This window comes from Micromonospora sp. NBRC 101691 (genome assembly GCF_030269285.1).
Lineage (GTDB): Bacteria > Actinomycetota > Actinomycetes > Mycobacteriales > Micromonosporaceae > Micromonospora > Micromonospora echinospora.
The window spans coordinates 210,462-226,874 of the sequence record NZ_BSTB01000003.1 but is presented as its reverse complement, the minus strand read 5'-3'; the positions used below and the strand labels follow the sequence as shown (position 1 = coordinate 226,874).

Genomic DNA, 16,413 nt, shown 5'->3' with positions numbered 1-16,413 from the left:
TTGCTACCGCTTTTTGACGAGCAGGGGACCCCTGCAACCACCTCAGAAGGCGGCAGCCCGAGTGCATCGTCAGCCGCTGTGGGCGCCGTCGTCCGCTTCCGCCACCGCGTCCAGGTAGTCGCGGGCGGCAGCCACCGCCTCGCAGTCCGGCACCCGGCACACCGGGCAGCGACCGTCGGAGGTGGGCCGGTGGTCGCGGAGGATCCACCGCGCCGCCAGGACGAGTCGGTTGCGGATCTGGGCGAGAGACCGGAACGGCGCAGTCATCTCACCCGATCCCGAGGGCCGTGGCCAGCCGCGCGACACCAGCGCCGGCAGGTCCGCCGCGCACCACCCCGGCGATCACCGTACGGGCGGCGGGCCGGGACCGGGTCTCGGCCGGCGCGACACCGTCCGCCTCGACCAGCAGGCGTCCGGCCCGGCCAAGGTCACCGAGCAGGAGGTACGCCCGCGCGACGTCGATCAGGTGCGCGGCCCGGTGCTCGGCGGGCAGCCGTGCCCACCCGGCCCTGCGGGCGAGCTGTTCGTGAAGGCTGACCGCCTCCGCGACGTCACCGAGGGCGACAGCGGCGGTGACCCGGGCCAGAGCGAGGGCGGTCGGGCCGAAGGTCGTCCAGTGGTGGTCGTGGCCGTCGCCGACCCGCTCGGCGATGTCGGCTGCCCAACCGGTCAGCGTCCGGACGCTGTGCGGGTCACCGCAGCTCGCGGCGGCCAGGGCGGATTCGACCAGCAGCGTCCCGAGCACCGACAGTCGGTCGGCCGGTGCCTCGTCCGGCGTCGGAGGCGCGACCCACCGGGCGGCGCTGACCGTCACGGCGTGGGCGAGCTGGCCCCGGCCGAGGGCACGTAACGCCTGGCCGAGGGGGATGGCGGCGATGGCGGCGCGTAGCGGATCAGTTCCGGCAGCGGTCATCGCCCGGTCGGCGGCGAGCCAGGCCAGGTCGGGTTCGCCGAGCTTCACCAGCACGGACGCGGTGAGCCGGTACACCTGCACCAGCAGCCCGGCGGTGTCGTGGTCACGTCCGGCGTGCCGGGTGTCGCCGAGTAGGCCGGGCAGCAGCCGCAACAGGTACGGATAATCGGCGTGCTGGTAGGTCAACCACGCATGCCCGACCCGACGATCAAGCTCGGCGACCGGCGGTGCCGCCAGACCTGCGGACGGGGCCGCCGGAAGATCGTGGCGGGCGAGCGCCGCCCGTACCGCGTCGATCCCGTCAACGGCGACGGTGACGGCCGAGGGGCTGGCCGTGCGGCCCAGCAGCACCGCCGGATCGACGCGCAGCACCTTGGCCAGGTCCTCAATGACCGAAACCCGGTCCAGGGCGCGAACACCTCGTTCGACCTTGTCCACCCAGCTCTTCGACTTCCCGAGGCGGTCGGCGAGCATCTGCTGTGTCATTCGCCGCCGCGTCCGCCACTGCGCCACCCGACGCCCGGCCGGCACCTCACCCCCGCGCACGACACCACCACCGCCGGGATCGGGCCGTGCCTTGGGGCGGCGACTCCGGCCAGTGGCCACGGTTGACCGGCAACCGCTGTCGGGCACGACAGGACAGGCCGGCCCCACACCGGCAGACGTGTTGCCATCTCCACCATGACCAGACGGGCCGATGTTGCCCGATCGCAGTGCTGAGGCGTTCGCTTGGTGTGGGTCGGTGCTGAGTCGATAAGCCCAGCCCTGTCCGTTGTTTGCTGTACTGCGCCGATTCCGTGCGGAAGACCATGGGCTCTCCTGCCGGTCCGTCTCTGGACACCGTGGATGCCCGTCCAGCAGTTGGTCGGGGCAGGCATCCACGGCGATGGGGCCTCCGGCCGCCAAGCTGGGCGACCCCACGAGCAACTTAAGACGCAATGTGCGCATAGTCAACCGCTCATGACGCATGGCGTTGTAAGTCGGCCGCTACCTGTGGTCTGCTTGGGTCAGCCGCCAAGCTGGGAGCACCACGAATGTCAGAAGCCGCTTACCTCCAGGTCGCCAGGGACATCCGCGAGCAGATCAGCTCCGGCCGATTGAAGCCCGGCGACAAGCTGCCATCCTTTTCCGCGCTCTGCGAGCACTACGACGTCAGTAACACGGTGATCCGCGCAGCCATGCTGCTTCTGAAGGCCGAGAAGCTGATCGACGGGCGTCAGGGCAAAGGCGTCTACGTCGTGGATCCGTCGTCCGAGTGAGCGGATTGGTTCTGGTGGTGTGGAACTGCCCAGCCGGCGATAGTTGATCGAGCACCACAGGATCAGCGAAGGTTCTCCACCGGGTCGAGGCGGAGAAAGAGGTACCGGGAGTCGCCCGGGCCGGGGCGAGAACCTCCGTCCGGTTGCCAACCGTGCCTGGGGTGGAAGGCCAGGGCGCGGGTGTTGCGTTCCCAGACCTCGATGAGCCCGAGGGGCAGGTCGGCGTCCGCCAGGTAGCCGAGGAAGACGGCGTGCAGCACGCTGCCGATGCCGTTTCCCCAGCGGCCGGACGCGACGTGGATCTGGTAGAGCTGCCCGGCCCCGCTGGTGTCCGGGGCGGATGCCAGCGGCGGCCCCATGCCCTCGGCTGTCAGCCCGCCCGCCTGGTAGTACGCGAGTCGCGCCCGGGTGTGGAGGTGAGAGGTTCGCCGCGAAAGTAGTCGAACAACGCTCGTCGTCGTCCGCGGCGATCCCTCGGGGACAGTCACACCATTGTGAACGCCGCCCACGCCACGCTTGTTTCAGCGCCCCTGAGGAAGAGCGGCCGAACGCCTACTTGCCGGATTCGGCTATTGTCATGATGGTTTGACAAAGTCCATGCCTGTCGGCGCACCTGCATCGGGAGCGGAAGAGCGGGAGATAAAGATGAGCGAGGAGCTGCGCCGGCTCAAGAGGCGGTACGCAGAGATCGGTGACCGACTGGATGGTGCCAACGAGAGCGACACCGCAGCGCTGTTCGCCGTCCGCGAGTTCATGATGCGCGATGCCCCCAAGCTGACCCGTCTGGTCGGCTTGGCGGCGGCGGACCTGTACCACCTGCGCGGCTACGACATCAGGCGGATCGCTGAGCACCTCGGCACCTCAAACCAGATCGTGCAGACCACCTTCCTGCGTCCGAACGCGCCGTCGGAGTACGTCGCTGTCCGGCGGGCGGAGTCGGGCAAGTACGAGCGGCAGACGGTGTCGGTGGATCTGCGGAAGACCAGCCGTCGGCGGGTGTCGGTGTTGCAGGACGCGGGGTGGCGGTTCGTGCCGGTGGCCTGGCAGGTGGACCCGAATACGGTGGGCAACGCCGAGCTGTGGGAGCGGCTGGGTGAGGTGCCGGCGCTGGCCTGACTGCTGCTCCAGGTCGGCGAGCGTGGCGTACCGGGTGACGACCGGATCGTTCATGCTGACACTCCCTGCGGCTGGGCGATGGATGTGTGAACGTTGCCGAACGGCTTTTCGTCGGACGGCTGGTGCGACGGATAGTTCCCTGGGGTGAGCTAGCTTTGGTCGGGTGACTGCCCCTTCCCCGGTATCTCCGGTCCCTCCGGCCGGCCTGCCCGGCACGCTCGGCGAGCTGCGCGCGGCCGGACACCAGCACCGTACGGTCAAGCAGGAACTCCGCGACAACCTTCTCGCCCGGATGCGGACGGGTGGCGACCGCTTCCCCGGCATCGTCGGCTACGACGACACCGTGCTGCCCGAGGTCGAGCGGGCGCTCCTCGCCGGGCACGACCTGGTGCTGCTCGGCGAGCGTGGCCAGGGCAAGACCCGGCTGATCCGGAGCCTCGCCGCGCTGCTCGACGAGTGGACGCCGGTGATCCCCGGATCGGTGCTCAACGAGCACCCGATGCACCCGCTCACCCCGGCGTCCCGGGCGGCCGTCGCCGAGGCCGGCGACGACCTGCCGATCGGCTGGCTGCACCGGTCGATGCGGTACGGCGAGAAGCTCGCCACCCCGGACACCAGCGTCGGCGACCTGATCGGTGACGTCGACCCGATCAAGATCGCCGAGGGGCGCTCGCTCGGCGACCCGGAGACCATTCACTTCGGGCTGGTGCCCCGGACCAACCGGGGCATCTTCGCCGTCAACGAACTGCCCGACCTGGCCGAACGGATCCAGGTGGCGCTGCTCAACGTGCTGGAGGAGCGGGACATCCAGGTCCGCGGCTACCAGTTGCGGCTTCCGCTGGACCTCCTCCTGGTGGCCAGCGCCAACCCGGAGGACTACACCAACCGGGGCCGGATCATCACTCCGCTGAAGGACCGGTTCGGCGCGGAGATCCGTACCCACTACCCGCTGGACCTGGAGCTGGAGCTGGCCCTGATCCGGCAGGAGGCGCAGCTCGTCGCCGAGGTGCCGGAGCACGTGCTGGAGGTGTTGGCCCGCTTCGCCCGCGTGGTGCGTGACTCGCCCTCGGTCGACCAGCGCTCCGGGGTCTCCGCCCGGTTCGCCATCGCCGCCGCCGAGACGGTGGCCGCCGCCGCTCTGCGCCGCGCCGGCCTGCTCGCCGCCTCCGCACCGGCACCCGCATCCGGTTCGTCCGAGGTGCCTGCAGGGGACCCCTCCTCATCAAAAAGCGGTAACAGGGGACCCCTGCTACCAACCCAGCCAACCCAGCCAACCCAGCTACCAACCGAGCCCGTGGCTCGGGTCGGTGACGCGGTGTCGGTGGTGAGCACCCTGCGGGGCAAGGTGGAGTTCGAGAGCGGCGAGGACGGCCGGGAGGCGGAGATCCTCGCCCACCTGCTGCGGACCGCCACCGCCGAGACGTTCCGCGCCCGGCTGTCCGGGATCGACCTGTCCGGGTTCACCGCGCTGGTCGCCGACGACGCCGTGATCGAGACCGGTGAGCTGGTCGCCGCGACCGATCTGCTGGCCCAGGTGGGCACCGTTCCCGGGCTGGCCAAGGTGCTGGACCGGCTCGGCCTGGGCGACGCGCCCACCCCGGACGAGGCCGCCGCCGGGATCGAGTTCGTGTTGGAGGGGCTGCACCTGACCCGCCGGCTCGGCAAGGACGTCACCGACGACGGTCGCACCCGCTACGGCGGCCGGGGCTGAGCCCGGGACGGTAGCTGATCGGCAACTGACGGCCGGGCCGCCACGGCGGTCGGACCGCGAGCGAGGACGGCGGTGGAGGGCATGGCCGGCAACCGGTTCCGGTACGGGCAGTGGCGGGGTGGACCCGACCCGCTCGCGCCCCCGTACGACGTGCGGGCGGCGGTCGACCAGGTCGGCGCGGAGGTGCTGGCCGGCGGGAGCCTGCGTGAGGCGCTGCGGAACCTGCTGCGCCGGGGGCCGCAGGGGCGGCGCGGACTGGACGACCTGGCCGCCCGGACCCGCCGGTTGCGGCGTGAGGCGCTGCGTCGGGGGGATCTGGACGGCGCGGTGACCCGTTCCCGGGCGCTGCTCGACCAGGCGCTCGCCGCCGAGCGGGACGAGCTGCGTGGGCGGGACGGCGACGACGCCCGGTTCGCCGAGGCGGTGCTGGACAACCTGCCGCGCTCCACCGCCCGGGCGGTCGAGGAACTGGCCGGGTACGACTGGGCCAGCGACGAGGCCCGGCAGACGTACCAGCGGATCCTGGACGGGCTGCGCGGCGAGGTGCTGGAGCAGCGCTTCGCCGGGCTGCGGGACGCCGCGCGGGCCGCCGCCGACCCCCGGGTGCAGCAGCAGCTCGCCGAGATGATGCGGGACCTCAACGACCTGCTGGCCCGGCACGCCCGCGCGGAGGACACCACCGACGCGTTCGCCGAGTTCATGCGCCGGCACGGCGAGTTCTTCCCGGAACAGCCGCGGGACGTCGACGAGCTGGTGGACGTGCTGGCCCGCCGGGCGGCGGCGGGGGAGCGGCTGATGCGGTCGCTGTCGGACCGGCAGCGCGAGGAACTCGCGGGGCTGATGCGGCAGTCGCTCGGCGACCGGCTCGCCGGTGAGCTGGCCGCGCTGGACGCCAACCTGCGGGCGCTGCGGCCGGACCTGGGCTGGTCGCGGGGCGAGCGGGTCCGGGGCGACCAGCCGTTGGGCTACGGTGAGGCAGCCGCCGCGCTCGGCGAGATCGGCGAGCTGGACGACCTGCTCGACCAGCTCGGTCAGGAGCACCCGGGGGCGACCCTGGACGACGTCGACGTCGACGCGGTGGGCCGCACGCTCGGTCGGGACGCCGCCGACGACGTACGCCGGTTGCAGGAGCTGGAGCGGGAGCTGCGCCGGCAGGGCTGGGTGAGCCGGAGCCCGGACGGCCTGACGTTCAGCCCGAAGGCGCTGCGCCGCCTTGCCGGCACCGCGCTGCGCCGGGTCTTCGCCGACCTGACCGCCGGGCCGCGCGGTCAGCACGACCTGCGCTCCGCCGGGGCGGCCGGCGAGGTGAGCGGGGCGTCGCGCCCCTGGCGGTACGGCGACGAGCAGCCGCTGGACGTGGTGCGGACCCTCACCCGGGCGGTGCACCGGGCCGGGCCGACGGTGCCGGTGCGGCTCGCCGTCGACGACTTCGAGGTGATGGAGACCGAGCGGCGGGCCTCGGCGGCGGTGGCGCTCTGCGTCGACCTCTCCTTCTCGATGGTCTCGGAGGGGCGGTGGGGGCCGATGAAGCAGACCGCGCTGGCCCTGTCCCACCTGGTCGCCACCCGGTTCCCGCAGGACGCCCTCCAGATCGTCGGCTTCGGCCGGGCGGCGGTGCCGCTCAGCCAGCAGGAACTGGCGGCGGTCGAACCGGACATGGTGCAGGGCACCAACCTCCAGCACGCGCTGCGGCTGGCCGGACGGCACCTGCGCCGGCATCCGGGCGCGGAGCCGGTGGTGCTGGTGGTCACCGACGGCGAACCCACCGCCCACCTGGACCCGGACGACGGCGAGCCGGTCTTCCACTGGCCGCCGCTGCGCGAGACGGTCGAGGCCACCATCCGCGAGGTGGACCGGTTGACCCGGTACGGCGCGACGTTGAACATCTTCATGCTCGGCGAGGACCCGGGGCTTCGCCGGTTCATGGACGCGGTGGCCCGCCGGTCGAAGGGGAGGATCTTCACCCCGGACACCGACGACCTCGGCGAGTACGTCGTCTCCGACTACCTGCGCGCCCGCCGGGGCCGCCGCTGAAGGCGATCCGGGGGCGGGGTCCCGGCGCGGGCCGTCCCCGGCTGTCGGGCCGGGCCGGGAATCGTCCCGCCGCCGCACCGTCGACGCCTACGCTGGGCGGATGGAGACCGCCGAGCTGCGCCGGACGTACGACGTCCTGCTCGCCGAGGTGGAGGCGGGCGGGTTCGGCCCGCCCCGGGACGGTGGGTTGAGCGTTGAGCAGATCGTGGCCCACCTCGCCGTCAACGACGAGCTGATGAGCGAGGCGACCGAGGCGGTGATCGCCGGCTCGCCGTACGCCTACTACGACCTGGAGGACATCCACCGGCCGCAGCTCGACGCGGTGGTCGTCCAGCACGGTGGCATGGCCGGGCTGGTCACCCTGTTCGGGGAGACCAGCCGGCGGCTCTGCGCGTTGGCCGACCAGCTCGGCCCGGCGGCCCGGACGCTGGTCGAGACCCATCTGCGGGAGGGGTTCGAGCTGCGGGTGGACGAGGCGCTGCCCTGGGGCCGCACCCTGGACCTGCACGGCCGCGTGCACCTGCCGCTGCACCTGGCCGAGCTGCGCGCCCTGCGCGCCACCGGCTGACCCGGCCAGCCGACCGACCCCGGTCGCGTGGCCTGCCCGACCCGGTCGCGCGGTCAGCAGGCCGAACCCGGCCGCCGCGGCCTGCCGACCGACCTCGGCCGTTGCGCTCAGCAGGGCGACCGGGTCGGCCCGGTCGTCAGTTGACGACCGTGACGTCCTTCCAGAACGCCACCCGACCGCGGACCATCTCCGCCTCGGGCTTCGGCTCCGGGTAGTACCAGACGGCGTCCGCGCTGCTCCGGCCCTCGTGCTCCAGGCTGAGGTAGGAGGCGGTGCCCTTCCACGGGCAGGACGTGTGGGTGTCGGACTCCCGGACCAGGTCGTCCCGGAGCGCGGCGCGGGGGAAGTAGTGGTTGCCCTCGACCACCACCGTGTCGTCGCTCTCGGCGATCACCAAATCGTTCCAGACGGCTTTCGGCATGCGCCCAGGCTATGCCCCGCCCGCCGGCGCGGCCATCCTCCGCCGTGCCCCGCCGGGTCCGCCTTGCCCTGCCCCGCCGGATCCTCCGCCGTGCCCTGCCCCGCCGGGTCCTCCGCCGTGCCCTGCCCGGGTCAGGAGTCGGGCAGCGCCGGGTCGGGGTCGGTGACGTCGGCGACGGTGGCCTCCAGGCTGAGCAGGGCGGCGTCGGCGTCCACCGCGACGGCGACCCCGTACGCGCCGGCCCCGAGCGTGACCAGGCGACCGCGCATCCGCTCGTCGGCGACGACCGGCCACCCGGTGGTCGCGCCGAACGGGGTGATGGTCCCGCGTTCGTAGCCGGTGACCGCCCGCGCGGTCTCCGCGTCCGGCATGGAGAGCCGGTTGACCCCGAGCAGGGTCCGCAGCTTCGGCCAGGAGACCACCCGGTCGCCCGGGGTGAGCACGAAGACGTAGTCGTCCTCGCCGCGCCGGACCACGATGGTCTTGACCACGTCGGGAACCGGCACGCCACGTGCGGCGGCGGCCTCGGCGAGGCTGCGGACCGGGCCGTGCCGGACGACCCGGTACGGCAGTTCGAGGGCGTCCAGGGCGGCGAACGCGGGTGTCGTCATGCCCGGACGGTATCCCGGCCGGCCTCGCCCGACCGGCGGGCCCACCCGCCTTCGCCGCTCTGACCTGCGAAAAGCCATCGTGGACAACACGCATATCCGCCCGTTTCAGCGTAGGGTGATGGCGTGTGCGCGCTGCGTGTGGAGCGGGTGGGTGACCCGCGCGGACCGGCAGGTGACCGGCACGGCCGGGCCGTCGAGGCGCTCCGCCGGTCGTACGCGGCGGTACCGTCCGGCGAGCCGGTCCGGCTGGCCAAACGGACCTCCAACCTGTTCCGTCCGAGGGCGGCCACCGCGTCCCCGGGGCTGGACGTCGGTGGCCTGACCGGGGTGCTCGGGGTCGACCCGGTGGCCCGCACCGCCGACGTGCAGGGCATGTGCACCTACGAGGACCTGGTCGCGGTGACCCTGTCGTACGGGCTGATGCCGCTGGTGGTGCCGCAGTTGCGCACCATCACGCTGGGTGGGGCGGTGACCGGCCTCGGCATCGAGTCGACCTCGTTCCGCAACGGCCTGCCGCACGAGTCGGTGGTCGAGATGGACGTGCTCACCGGCGCGGGCGAACTGCTCACCACCGGCCCGGACGGCCCGCACGCCGACCTCTTCGCGGCCTTCCCGAACTCGCTGGGCAGTCTCGGCTACGCCACCCGGCTCCGGATCGGGCTGCAACCGGTCCGCCGGTACGTCGCCCTGCGCAACGTCCGCTTCACCGACCTGGACGCGCTGGTCGACGCGATCGGCGCGGTGACCACCACCCGGATGTGGGCGGGTCGTCCGGTCGACGCGATGGACGGGGTGGTGTTCGCCCCGGACGAGGCGTACCTGGTGCTGGGCACCTTCACCGACGACGCACCGCCGGCCGACGACGGACATCCGGCCGACGGCCCACACGCGGTTGGGGCGCACCCGGCCGACGACGTCTCCCGGGCGGGCGGCGCGCGACGGCCCAGTGACTACACCGGCCGGGAGATCTACTACCGGTCGCTGTCCCGGCGCGGGCACGACCTGCTGACCAGTCACGACTACCTCTGGCGCTGGGACACCGACTGGTTCTGGTGCTCCCGGGCGTTCGGCGCGCAGCACCCGGTGGTGCGCCGGCTCTGGCCGGCCCGCTGGCGACGCAGCGACGTCTACCACCGCCTGGTCCGGCTGGAGCACCGGTACGGGGTCGCCGCCCGGGTGGACCGCTGGCGGGGTCGGCCGTCCCGGGAGCGGGTGGTGCAGGACGTGGAGATCCCGCTCGCCGGCACCGCCGACTTCCTGCGCTGGTTCGCCCGCGAGGTGGGCATGGCGCCGGTCTGGCTCTGCCCGCTGCGGCTGCGTGAGCCGGCCGGCCCCGGTTCGGCCCGGGTCTGGCCGCTGTACCCGCTGCGTCCCGGCGAGACCTACGTCAACGTGGGTTTCTGGGGCACCGTGCCGATCGCCCAGGGCGCCGCCGACGGCGACGTGAACCGGGCCGTGGAGCGGGCGGTGACCCGGGCCGGCGGGCACAAGTCCCTCTACTCCGACGCCTACTACGACCGGGCGGAGTTCGACCGGCTGTACGGCGGGGCCGCCTACCACGCCGTCAAGGACCGCTACGACCCGGAACACCGGCTCACCGGACTCTACGAGAAGGCGGTGGCACGACAGTGAGCCTGACCGAACGCGACCCGCAGACGGCGCCCGTCGTGTCCGTGTCGCCGAGACGCCGGCGACCACCGGGCCCGACCGTGGCCGACGTCGTCCGCGCCGTCACCGCCGGGCCCCTGCCCGTGCGGATCACCGGGTACGACGGCAGCGCCGTGGGCCCGGTCGACGCCGGGATCACCCTGGCGATCCGCTCGGAGCGCGGACTGTCGTACCTGTTGACCGCTCCGGGGGACCTGGGCATGGCCCGGGCGTACGTCAGCGGCGACCTGGCCCTCGCCGGGGTGCACCCGGGCGACCCGTACGAGGCGCTCCGGGTGCTCAAGGACGAGCTGAGGCTGCGCCCGCCGTCGTTGGCCGAGGGGCTGGCCCTGGTGCGCGGGCTGGGCTGGGAGCGGCTGCGCCCGCCCCCGCCCCCGCCGCAGGAGGCCGTCCCACGCTGGCGGCGGGTGGTGGGTGGGCTGCGGCACTCCCGCTTCCGGGACAGTTCCGCCATCTCGCACCACTACGACGTCTCCAACGCCTTCTACGAGTTGGTGCTCGGCGCGTCGATGACGTACACCTGTGCGCTGTTCCGTGACCCGGACGACACCCTGGAGCAGGCCCAGGCGGCCAAGTACGACCTGGTCGCCGGCAAGCTGGCGCTGCGGCCGGGGATGCGTCTGCTCGACGTGGGCTGCGGCTGGGGCGGCATGGTCCGGCACGCGGCCCGCGAGTACGGCGTCCGCGCCGTCGGGGTGACCCTGTCCCGGGCGCAGGCCGAGTGGGCGCGGGCGGCGATCGAACGGGAGGGGCTGGGTTCGCTGGCCGAGGTGCGGCACCTGGACTACCGGGACGCGCCGGCGGGGCCCTTCGACGCGATCTCCTCGATCGGGCTGACCGAGCACATCGGAGTGGGCAACTACCCGGCGTACTTCGGCGCGCTGCGGGACCGGCTGCGGCCCGGGGGGCGGCTGCTCAACCACTGCATCACCCGGGCGGACAACCGGGCCCCGCACCGGTCCGGCCTCTTCATCGACCGGTACGTCTTCCCGGACGGCGAGCTGGCCGGTCCGGGGCGGCTGGTCGGCGAGATCCACGACGCCGGGCTGGAGGTGCACCACGAGGAGAACCTGCGCCGGCACTACGCGCTGACCCTGGCCGCCTGGTGCCGCAACCTGGCGGCGCACTGGGACGACTGCGTGGCGGAGGTCGGTGCCGGCACCGCCCGGGTCTGGGGGCTCTACATGGCCGGCTCGCGGCTCGCGTTCGAGCGCAACGGCATCCAGCTGCACCAGGTGCTGGCGACCCGGAACGGTCCCGACGGGGCGGACGACTATCCGCTGCGTCCCGACTGGACACCCTGACCGGTTCCCGACGGGAGCGGCTCCGGCTGTCTCCCGTCGCGCGTCCCGATTGACAAAACAAGTTTTTACGTACAAGCTTGTTTTTGCCATGAGAGACGTCCTGTACCTCGAAGAGATCGCCCAGGCCGAGACCCTGCTCAAGCCGCAGCGGGTCGAGGTGCTGCGGCAGCTCGCCGAGCCGCGCACCTGCACCGAGGTCGCCACCCGGCTCGGGCAGACCCCGCAACGGGTCTACTACCACGTCAAACAGCTGGTCGCGGCCGGGCTGGCCGAGCAGGTGTCCGAGCGCCGGGTACGCGGCATCAGCGAGGGCATCTACCAGGCCGCCGCCCGGTCGTACTGGCTCTCGCCCCGGCTCGTCGGCCGGCTCGGCGGCCTCCGCCGGGCCCGCGACGAACTGAGCCTCGGCCACCTGCTCGACCTGATGGAGCAGGTCCAGGCCGACGTGGCGGCGCTCGACCGCACCGCCCCCGAACTGCCCAGCATCGGGGTGTCCGGGGAGATCCGGGTGCCGGCCGAACGCCGGCAGGAGTTCCTCGCCGACCTCCGCACCACCCTCCAGGACCTGTTCACCCGTTACGGCGGCGCCGAAGGTGACGCCTTCAAGCTCGCCGTCGCCTGCTATCCCAAGGGAGAAGAAGACCGTGACTGAGCCGATGACCATCCGGGCCCGTCTGGACGCGCCGCTCAAGACCGTCCACCACGCCCTCACCGACCCGGCCGAACTGCGTACCTGGCTCACCGAGCACGCCGAGGTGGAGCTGCCGGACCGGTACGCGTTCTGGGGCCGCAACACCCCCGAGGGGGACGCCCCGCACCAGCGTCTGCTGCACGTCGACGACCACGATCTGCGATTCACCTGGCTGCTCGGCGGCGAGGAGACCACCACCACGATCAACCTGGCCGAGGACGGTCCGGACGCGACGGTCCTCACCCTCACCCAGACGCACTTCGACTTCGCCGAGGCGATCAGCGGCAGCAACATCCGGGGCGTGCTCCAGACCTGGTGGTCGCTGGGCATCGCCAACCTCGCCGCCCACCTGGAGGGGCGTCCCCTGCTGCCGAAGGTGGACTTCACCTCCACCGACCTGCGCGGCGAGCTGCTCATCGACGCGCCGATGGACGCCGTCTACACCTCGCTCACCGACTCCGAGCAGGCCAGCGCCTGGTTCGGGTACCCGATCGGCATCGAGCCCTGGGTCGGCGGCCGGTACGCCATGGGCGGGTTCGAGTCCGGCTACACGGCGAAGGTCGTCGACCTGGAGCCGGGGCGGCGGATGTCGGTCGACTGGGGACCGACCGGCGTCACCACCTGGGAACTCGACGAGTCCGAGGGCCGGACCCGGCTGACCTTCGTGCAGAGCGGCTTCGACGAGCAGAACCCGCCGTACGCCGCCTGGGGTGGCTCCGTCTCCGGTCTCGCCGAGCTGCGCCGCTACCACGAGGTGCCCGACTGGCGGCCGATCTGGCTCTGACGCCGTTAGCGGTCGGCTGATCGGGGTACTGCCGGGCGATGTTCCTCATCTTCGGACTCCGTACCTCGGTCAGCCGGTCGGGCGTGGTCGCCATGGTCTGCCCCCACTGCGGCAACCACGCCGCCCAGGTGATCACCAAGCGTTCGACGAGGTTCAGCGTGTTCTTCGTCCCGCTGATCCCGATCCGCACCCGCTACGTGCGGCAGTGCTCGTTCTGCGGCGCGGAGTACGTCATTCCGAAGCACGAGGCGCAACGCCTCCCGGTCGGCTGAGATGACCCGCTTCCTCTGCTGGCTGATCGGCCGCGCCCCGACCCCGCCCGACGAGCCGCCCACCCACACCGTGTCCCGGCCACCCTGCACCCCCGCGCGGCGACGCCGACGCCGTCGCCGGCCGTCCGCCGGGGCGCGGCTGCCCCGTTCCCCCCGAAACCGCTCCACCGGCCGCTGAGGCACCCCCCGCTGAGGTGCCCCCCTCGCTGAGGTGCCCCCCGCTGAGGTGCCTGCAGGGGCCCCCTCCTCATCAAAATGCGGTAACAGGGGACCCCTGCTACCAACCAACCCGCCCCGCGCGCCCGCCACCGCGACGCCCCGGGGGTGCCGGTGCGGGCGGGGCGGGACCGGAGCGCCTATCGTGACCTGTCGTGACGAGCACCGAGCAGCGACTGGCCGCCATCCGGGGCGGCGTGCCGGCCCGCCGGCACAACGCCCGGACGATCGCCGCGCTGACCGGCAACCCCGGCTGCACCCGGCGGGCCGTGCTGGACGGGGCGGGCGTCGACAAGCCCCGGCTGGCGGAGCGGATCGGCTTTCCCGCCCGGTTCGGGCAGTCCCGGTTCGCGATCAGCCGGGGTAACGCGTTCGAGGCACAGGTCAAGGCCGACGGCGGCACGGAACTGCTGCGCCTGGTCGCGGAACGGCTCGGGGTGACCCCCGACGCGCCGGCGACCTGGACCGACCTGAACGCCGACGACCTGACACAGCGACACGAGCGGTCCCGGGAGCTGCTGGCCGCCGTCGACGACACGTCACCCGCCCTGTTCGACCACCCGCTGCTCAGCCTGGAGATCGCCGGCCAGCGGGTGTACCTGGAGCCCGACCTGGTCGCCGCCCGGCTCGCCGGCCGCTACCACGTCGTGGAGATCAAGTCGTTCCCGGTGGTCGACGGCCAGGCCGACCCGGGCAAGGTGGCCGCCGCCGCGATCCAGTCCGCCGTCTACGTGCTGGCCCTGCGGGAACTGCTCGCCGCCGCCGGGCACGATCCGGAACTGGTCTCCGCCGACGTGGTGCTGATCTGCCCGCGCGACTTCGCCAACCAGCCGGTGGCGAGCCTGGTCGACGTGCGCCGGCAACTGCTGGTGCTGCGCCGGCAACTGGCCCGGATGGCCCGGCTCGACGCGCTGCTGGCCCGCGTACCGGAGGACTTCACCGCCGATCCGACCGCCGAACCGGCGGCCCTGGTCGCGGCGCTGGGCGCCGTCGAGGCGCACTACGCCCCGGACTGCCTGGCCGCCTGCGAGCTGGCGTTCTTCTGCCGCCACGAGGCACGCGGACACACCGCCGCGCTGGGCCGGCCGGTCCGCGAGGCGCTCGGCGGGGTGGCCGACGTCGCGGAGGCGTTGGCGCTCGCCGACGGCGACCACCCCGGGGAACCGGACCAGGCGGAGGCCGCCGCGCTGCTCCGGGCCGCGGCCCGGCTGCGGGCCGAGGCCCTGGCCGGGCGGCCCACGTGAGTGTGCTGCGCGTGCTCGTGCGCGGCACCGGGGAGCCGACGTGAGTACGCTGCGCGCGCTCGCCCGCGCCCGGGCGCTCGCCACCGGGCGGGCCGAGCCGGTCGCCACCGTCCGGCACCTGCACCTGACCCCACGACCGCTGGTGCTCGTCCCGCTGGCGCTGGCCGGCGAGGCGAACGCCCCTCTCGCCGCGCTGGTCGGCACCGCCCCGGACGACGCCCGGCTGCTGGTCGTGCCACAACCCCGCAACCGGGACCAGCGCTTCGCCTTCGCCGCCGAGCTGGCCGGGATCGTGCTGCCCTGGATCGACGGACACCGGGGCGGGACCGAGGACGTCCCGGTCGACCGGGGCCGTGACGTGCGTCGGCGGTACGTCGACGCGCCCCAACTGGTGGTGCCGAACCCGGCCGGCGTGACGTTCCTGCGTCTCTTCGGGCGGGCCACCCGGTTCCGCCGTGCCGACGGCGAGTACCCGGTGCACCCGTCGGTGCCGCTGCTCGGCCGCTGGCTCACCTTCTTCGCCGACCGGGCCGAGCACCCGGGCTCGTCGGCCCTGCTGGCCCTGACCGAGGCGCTCACCCTGCACTACGCGACCGGGCAGAGCGTGCTGGAGGACCTGCACCTGCCGGCGCTGCTCGGCTGGATCGACCCGCCGCCGGGGCTGACCGGAGCGCAGGCCGCCGCCCGCGCCGAGGACCCGTCCCGCTGCCCACCCGCCGGCCCGGCCACCGACCCGGACTTCGACAACGGCCGGCTGTACCCGGCGATCGAGGCGTACGCGGCGGCCGGCGACGACCCGGACGCCCGCCGGACGGCGTACGCGGACCTGGCGGAGCTGCTGCGGGGCCAGCTCGCGCCGACCTGGGACCTGATGTGGCGCGGACTGGCGCTGCTGTACGCCCTGCCGCCCGGGGCGCGGGTCGCCGGCCGCTGGGACGGTGACCGGGACGCGTTCACCGCGTTCGCCGAGCACGTCGACGCGGGCGGGGCGCCGCAGCCCCGCCGGGACCAGGCGGTGACCGCCGCGCAGAAGCTGCACCGGCTGGAGCGGGCCCTGACCGCGTACGCCGTCCAGCGTGCCTACGACGACCCGCTGGTGATGGCCGAGCACCGGCTGACCGGGGAGGCGTTCGTCGGCGACGTGACCCTGACCGACCCGACCCGGATCGACGACACCGGCAAGCGTCCGGTGCTGCGTCCCCGGATCCAGGTGGTCACCGACGAGTCGGTGCCGATGCCGGTCGGCGCGACCCTCTGGTCGCCGACCCGACCCGCGCAGAAGGCGAAGGTGGTCTTCGTCAACCGGGTGGGGGAGTCGAAGACCGAGGTGGTGTTGGAGCTGTCCGGCGGCATGGGACGCGGCCGGACCGCGCCGCCCGGGACGGTCCCCGAGGTCGGGGAGCGGCTCTGCTACACCACCCTGTCGGACGCGTTCCTGCCGGCCGGGGTGTTCCCGACGGTGGAGGAGACCCCGTGGACGCACGGCGGACCGCCACCGGCCGCCGCCGGCCCGGACTCCGTGGACCCGGACCGTGTCGACCCCGCCGACGACGCGGTCGCCACCGAGGAGTGGGACTGACCGGCTCGGACCACCGTGAGGC

General features: G+C 73.4%; 17 protein-coding genes. 12 read left to right on the top strand and 5 right to left on the bottom strand.

Annotated elements, in window-relative coordinates; genetic code table 11:
• Nucleotides 1-69: 69 nt before the first annotated feature.
• Together QSK20_RS07770 and QSK20_RS07765 are read right to left on the bottom strand one after the other, a co-directional pair.
• Complete coding sequence (locus QSK20_RS07770) at nt 70-267, bottom strand: hypothetical protein (protein ID WP_285787887.1); 198 nt, start codon at nt 265-267, stop codon at nt 70-72.
• A gap of 1 nt (nt 268) precedes the next feature.
• Nucleotides 269-1,426, bottom strand: a complete 1,158-nt coding sequence (locus QSK20_RS07765) for a helix-turn-helix domain-containing protein (RefSeq protein ID WP_285788065.1) — start codon at nt 1,424-1,426, stop codon at nt 269-271.
• 521 nt (nt 1,427-1,947) lie between these two features.
• On the opposite strand from QSK20_RS07765, the gene QSK20_RS07760 reads away from it, so the two are divergent.
• Nucleotides 1,948-2,172 (top strand): winged helix-turn-helix domain-containing protein, encoded by a 225-nt coding sequence (locus QSK20_RS07760; RefSeq protein WP_285787886.1) that lies wholly within the window; start codon nt 1,948-1,950, stop codon nt 2,170-2,172.
• Nucleotides 2,173-2,234: 62 nt separating this feature from the next.
• Here QSK20_RS07760 and QSK20_RS07755 read toward each other — a convergent pair whose 3' ends face one another.
• Complete coding sequence (locus tag QSK20_RS07755) at nt 2,235-2,531, bottom strand: GNAT family N-acetyltransferase (RefSeq protein WP_285787885.1); 297 nt, start codon at nt 2,529-2,531, stop codon at nt 2,235-2,237.
• Between the two features lie 286 nt (nt 2,532-2,817).
• Here QSK20_RS07755 and QSK20_RS07750 point away from each other — a divergent pair, with 286 nt between their 5' ends.
• From QSK20_RS07750 to QSK20_RS07735, 4 genes are all read left to right on the top strand, one after another.
• The gene (locus QSK20_RS07750; protein WP_285787884.1) at nt 2,818-3,288 is read left to right on the top strand and encodes a hypothetical protein; all 471 of its coding nucleotides are present in this window, start codon (nt 2,818-2,820) and stop codon (nt 3,286-3,288) included.
• A gap of 163 nt (nt 3,289-3,451) precedes the next feature.
• Nucleotides 3,452-4,999, top strand: coding sequence for a magnesium chelatase ATPase subunit I (locus QSK20_RS07745; RefSeq protein WP_285787883.1), 1,548 nt, complete (start codon nt 3,452-3,454; stop codon nt 4,997-4,999).
• Between the two features lie 81 nt (nt 5,000-5,080).
• On the top strand, nt 5,081-7,033 hold the full coding sequence (locus QSK20_RS07740; protein WP_285787882.1) for a vWA domain-containing protein: 1,953 nt from the start codon (nt 5,081-5,083) through the stop codon (nt 7,031-7,033).
• A 100-nt stretch (nt 7,034-7,133) separates the two neighbouring features.
• Nucleotides 7,134-7,601, top strand: a complete 468-nt coding sequence (locus tag QSK20_RS07735; RefSeq protein ID WP_285787881.1) for a hypothetical protein — start codon at nt 7,134-7,136, stop codon at nt 7,599-7,601.
• Nucleotides 7,602-7,737: 136 nt separating this feature from the next.
• On the opposite strand, the gene QSK20_RS07730 is transcribed toward QSK20_RS07735, so the two are convergent.
• Both QSK20_RS07730 and QSK20_RS07725 read right to left on the bottom strand, forming a co-directional pair.
• Nucleotides 7,738-8,022: a DUF427 domain-containing protein gene (locus QSK20_RS07730; protein WP_285787880.1), complete on the bottom strand. Its 285-nt coding sequence runs from the start codon at nt 8,020-8,022 to the stop codon at nt 7,738-7,740.
• 131 nt (nt 8,023-8,153) lie between these two features.
• Nucleotides 8,154-8,633 (bottom strand): aminoacyl-tRNA deacylase, encoded by a 480-nt coding sequence (locus QSK20_RS07725; RefSeq protein ID WP_285787879.1) that lies wholly within the window; start codon nt 8,631-8,633, stop codon nt 8,154-8,156.
• Nucleotides 8,634-8,780: 147 nt separating this feature from the next.
• Between QSK20_RS07725 and QSK20_RS07720 the strand changes: the two genes are divergently transcribed.
• The 7 genes from QSK20_RS07720 to QSK20_RS07690 all read left to right on the top strand — a co-directional run bounded on the left by QSK20_RS07720 (nt 8,781) and on the right by QSK20_RS07690 (nt 16,391).
• Nucleotides 8,781-10,265: an FAD-binding oxidoreductase gene (locus QSK20_RS07720; RefSeq protein WP_285788064.1), complete on the top strand. Its 1,485-nt coding sequence runs from the start codon at nt 8,781-8,783 to the stop codon at nt 10,263-10,265.
• Nucleotides 10,262-11,605 carry a class I SAM-dependent methyltransferase gene (locus QSK20_RS07715; RefSeq protein WP_502888870.1) on the top strand — a complete coding sequence of 448 codons (1,344 nt, stop codon included), beginning with the start codon at nt 10,262-10,264 and terminating at the stop codon, nt 11,603-11,605. Before QSK20_RS07720 ends, QSK20_RS07715 begins: the two co-directional genes overlap by 4 nt.
• Nucleotides 11,606-11,693: 88 nt before the next feature.
• Entirely contained in the window at nt 11,694-12,257 is a 564-nt protein-coding gene (locus QSK20_RS07710) for a winged helix-turn-helix domain-containing protein (protein WP_285787878.1), read from the top strand.
• Nucleotides 12,250-13,080: an SRPBCC family protein gene (locus QSK20_RS07705; RefSeq protein WP_285787877.1), complete on the top strand. Its 831-nt coding sequence runs from the start codon at nt 12,250-12,252 to the stop codon at nt 13,078-13,080. Before QSK20_RS07710 ends, QSK20_RS07705 begins: the two co-directional genes overlap by 8 nt.
• A 38-nt stretch (nt 13,081-13,118) precedes the next feature.
• Nucleotides 13,119-13,352, top strand: coding sequence for a zinc-ribbon domain-containing protein (locus tag QSK20_RS07700; RefSeq protein ID WP_285787876.1), 234 nt, complete (start codon nt 13,119-13,121; stop codon nt 13,350-13,352).
• 371 nt (nt 13,353-13,723) lie between these two features.
• Complete coding sequence (locus QSK20_RS07695) at nt 13,724-14,812, top strand: hypothetical protein (protein WP_285787875.1); 1,089 nt, start codon at nt 13,724-13,726, stop codon at nt 14,810-14,812.
• 40 nt (nt 14,813-14,852) lie between these two features.
• Nucleotides 14,853-16,391: a hypothetical protein gene (locus QSK20_RS07690; protein WP_285787874.1), complete on the top strand. Its 1,539-nt coding sequence runs from the start codon at nt 14,853-14,855 to the stop codon at nt 16,389-16,391.
• Nucleotides 16,392-16,413 lie beyond the last annotated feature (22 nt).

Bases quoted from the DNA above. Each gene is read 5' to 3' on its own strand.
- QSK20_RS07710 (WP_285787878.1), top strand. From the start codon at position 11,694: ATGAGAGACGTCCTGTACCTCGAAGAGATCGCCCAGGCCGAGACCCTG.
- QSK20_RS07770 (WP_285787887.1), bottom strand. From the start codon at position 267: ATGACTGCGCCGTTCCGGTCTCTCGCCCAGATCCGCAACCGACTCGTC.
- QSK20_RS07730 (WP_285787880.1), bottom strand. From the start codon at position 8,022: ATGCCGAAAGCCGTCTGGAACGATTTGGTGATCGCCGAGAGCGACGAC.
- QSK20_RS07700 (WP_285787876.1), top strand. From the start codon at position 13,119: ATGTTCCTCATCTTCGGACTCCGTACCTCGGTCAGCCGGTCGGGCGTG.
- QSK20_RS07755 (WP_285787885.1), bottom strand. From the start codon at position 2,531: ATGGGGCCGCCGCTGGCATCCGCCCCGGACACCAGCGGGGCCGGGCAG.
- QSK20_RS07740 (WP_285787882.1), top strand. From the start codon at position 5,081: ATGGCCGGCAACCGGTTCCGGTACGGGCAGTGGCGGGGTGGACCCGAC.
- QSK20_RS07735 (WP_285787881.1), top strand. From the start codon at position 7,134: ATGGAGACCGCCGAGCTGCGCCGGACGTACGACGTCCTGCTCGCCGAG.
- QSK20_RS07760 (WP_285787886.1), top strand. From the start codon at position 1,948: ATGTCAGAAGCCGCTTACCTCCAGGTCGCCAGGGACATCCGCGAGCAG.
- QSK20_RS07725 (WP_285787879.1), bottom strand. From the start codon at position 8,633: ATGACGACACCCGCGTTCGCCGCCCTGGACGCCCTCGAACTGCCGTAC.
- QSK20_RS07750 (WP_285787884.1), top strand. From the start codon at position 2,818: ATGAGCGAGGAGCTGCGCCGGCTCAAGAGGCGGTACGCAGAGATCGGT.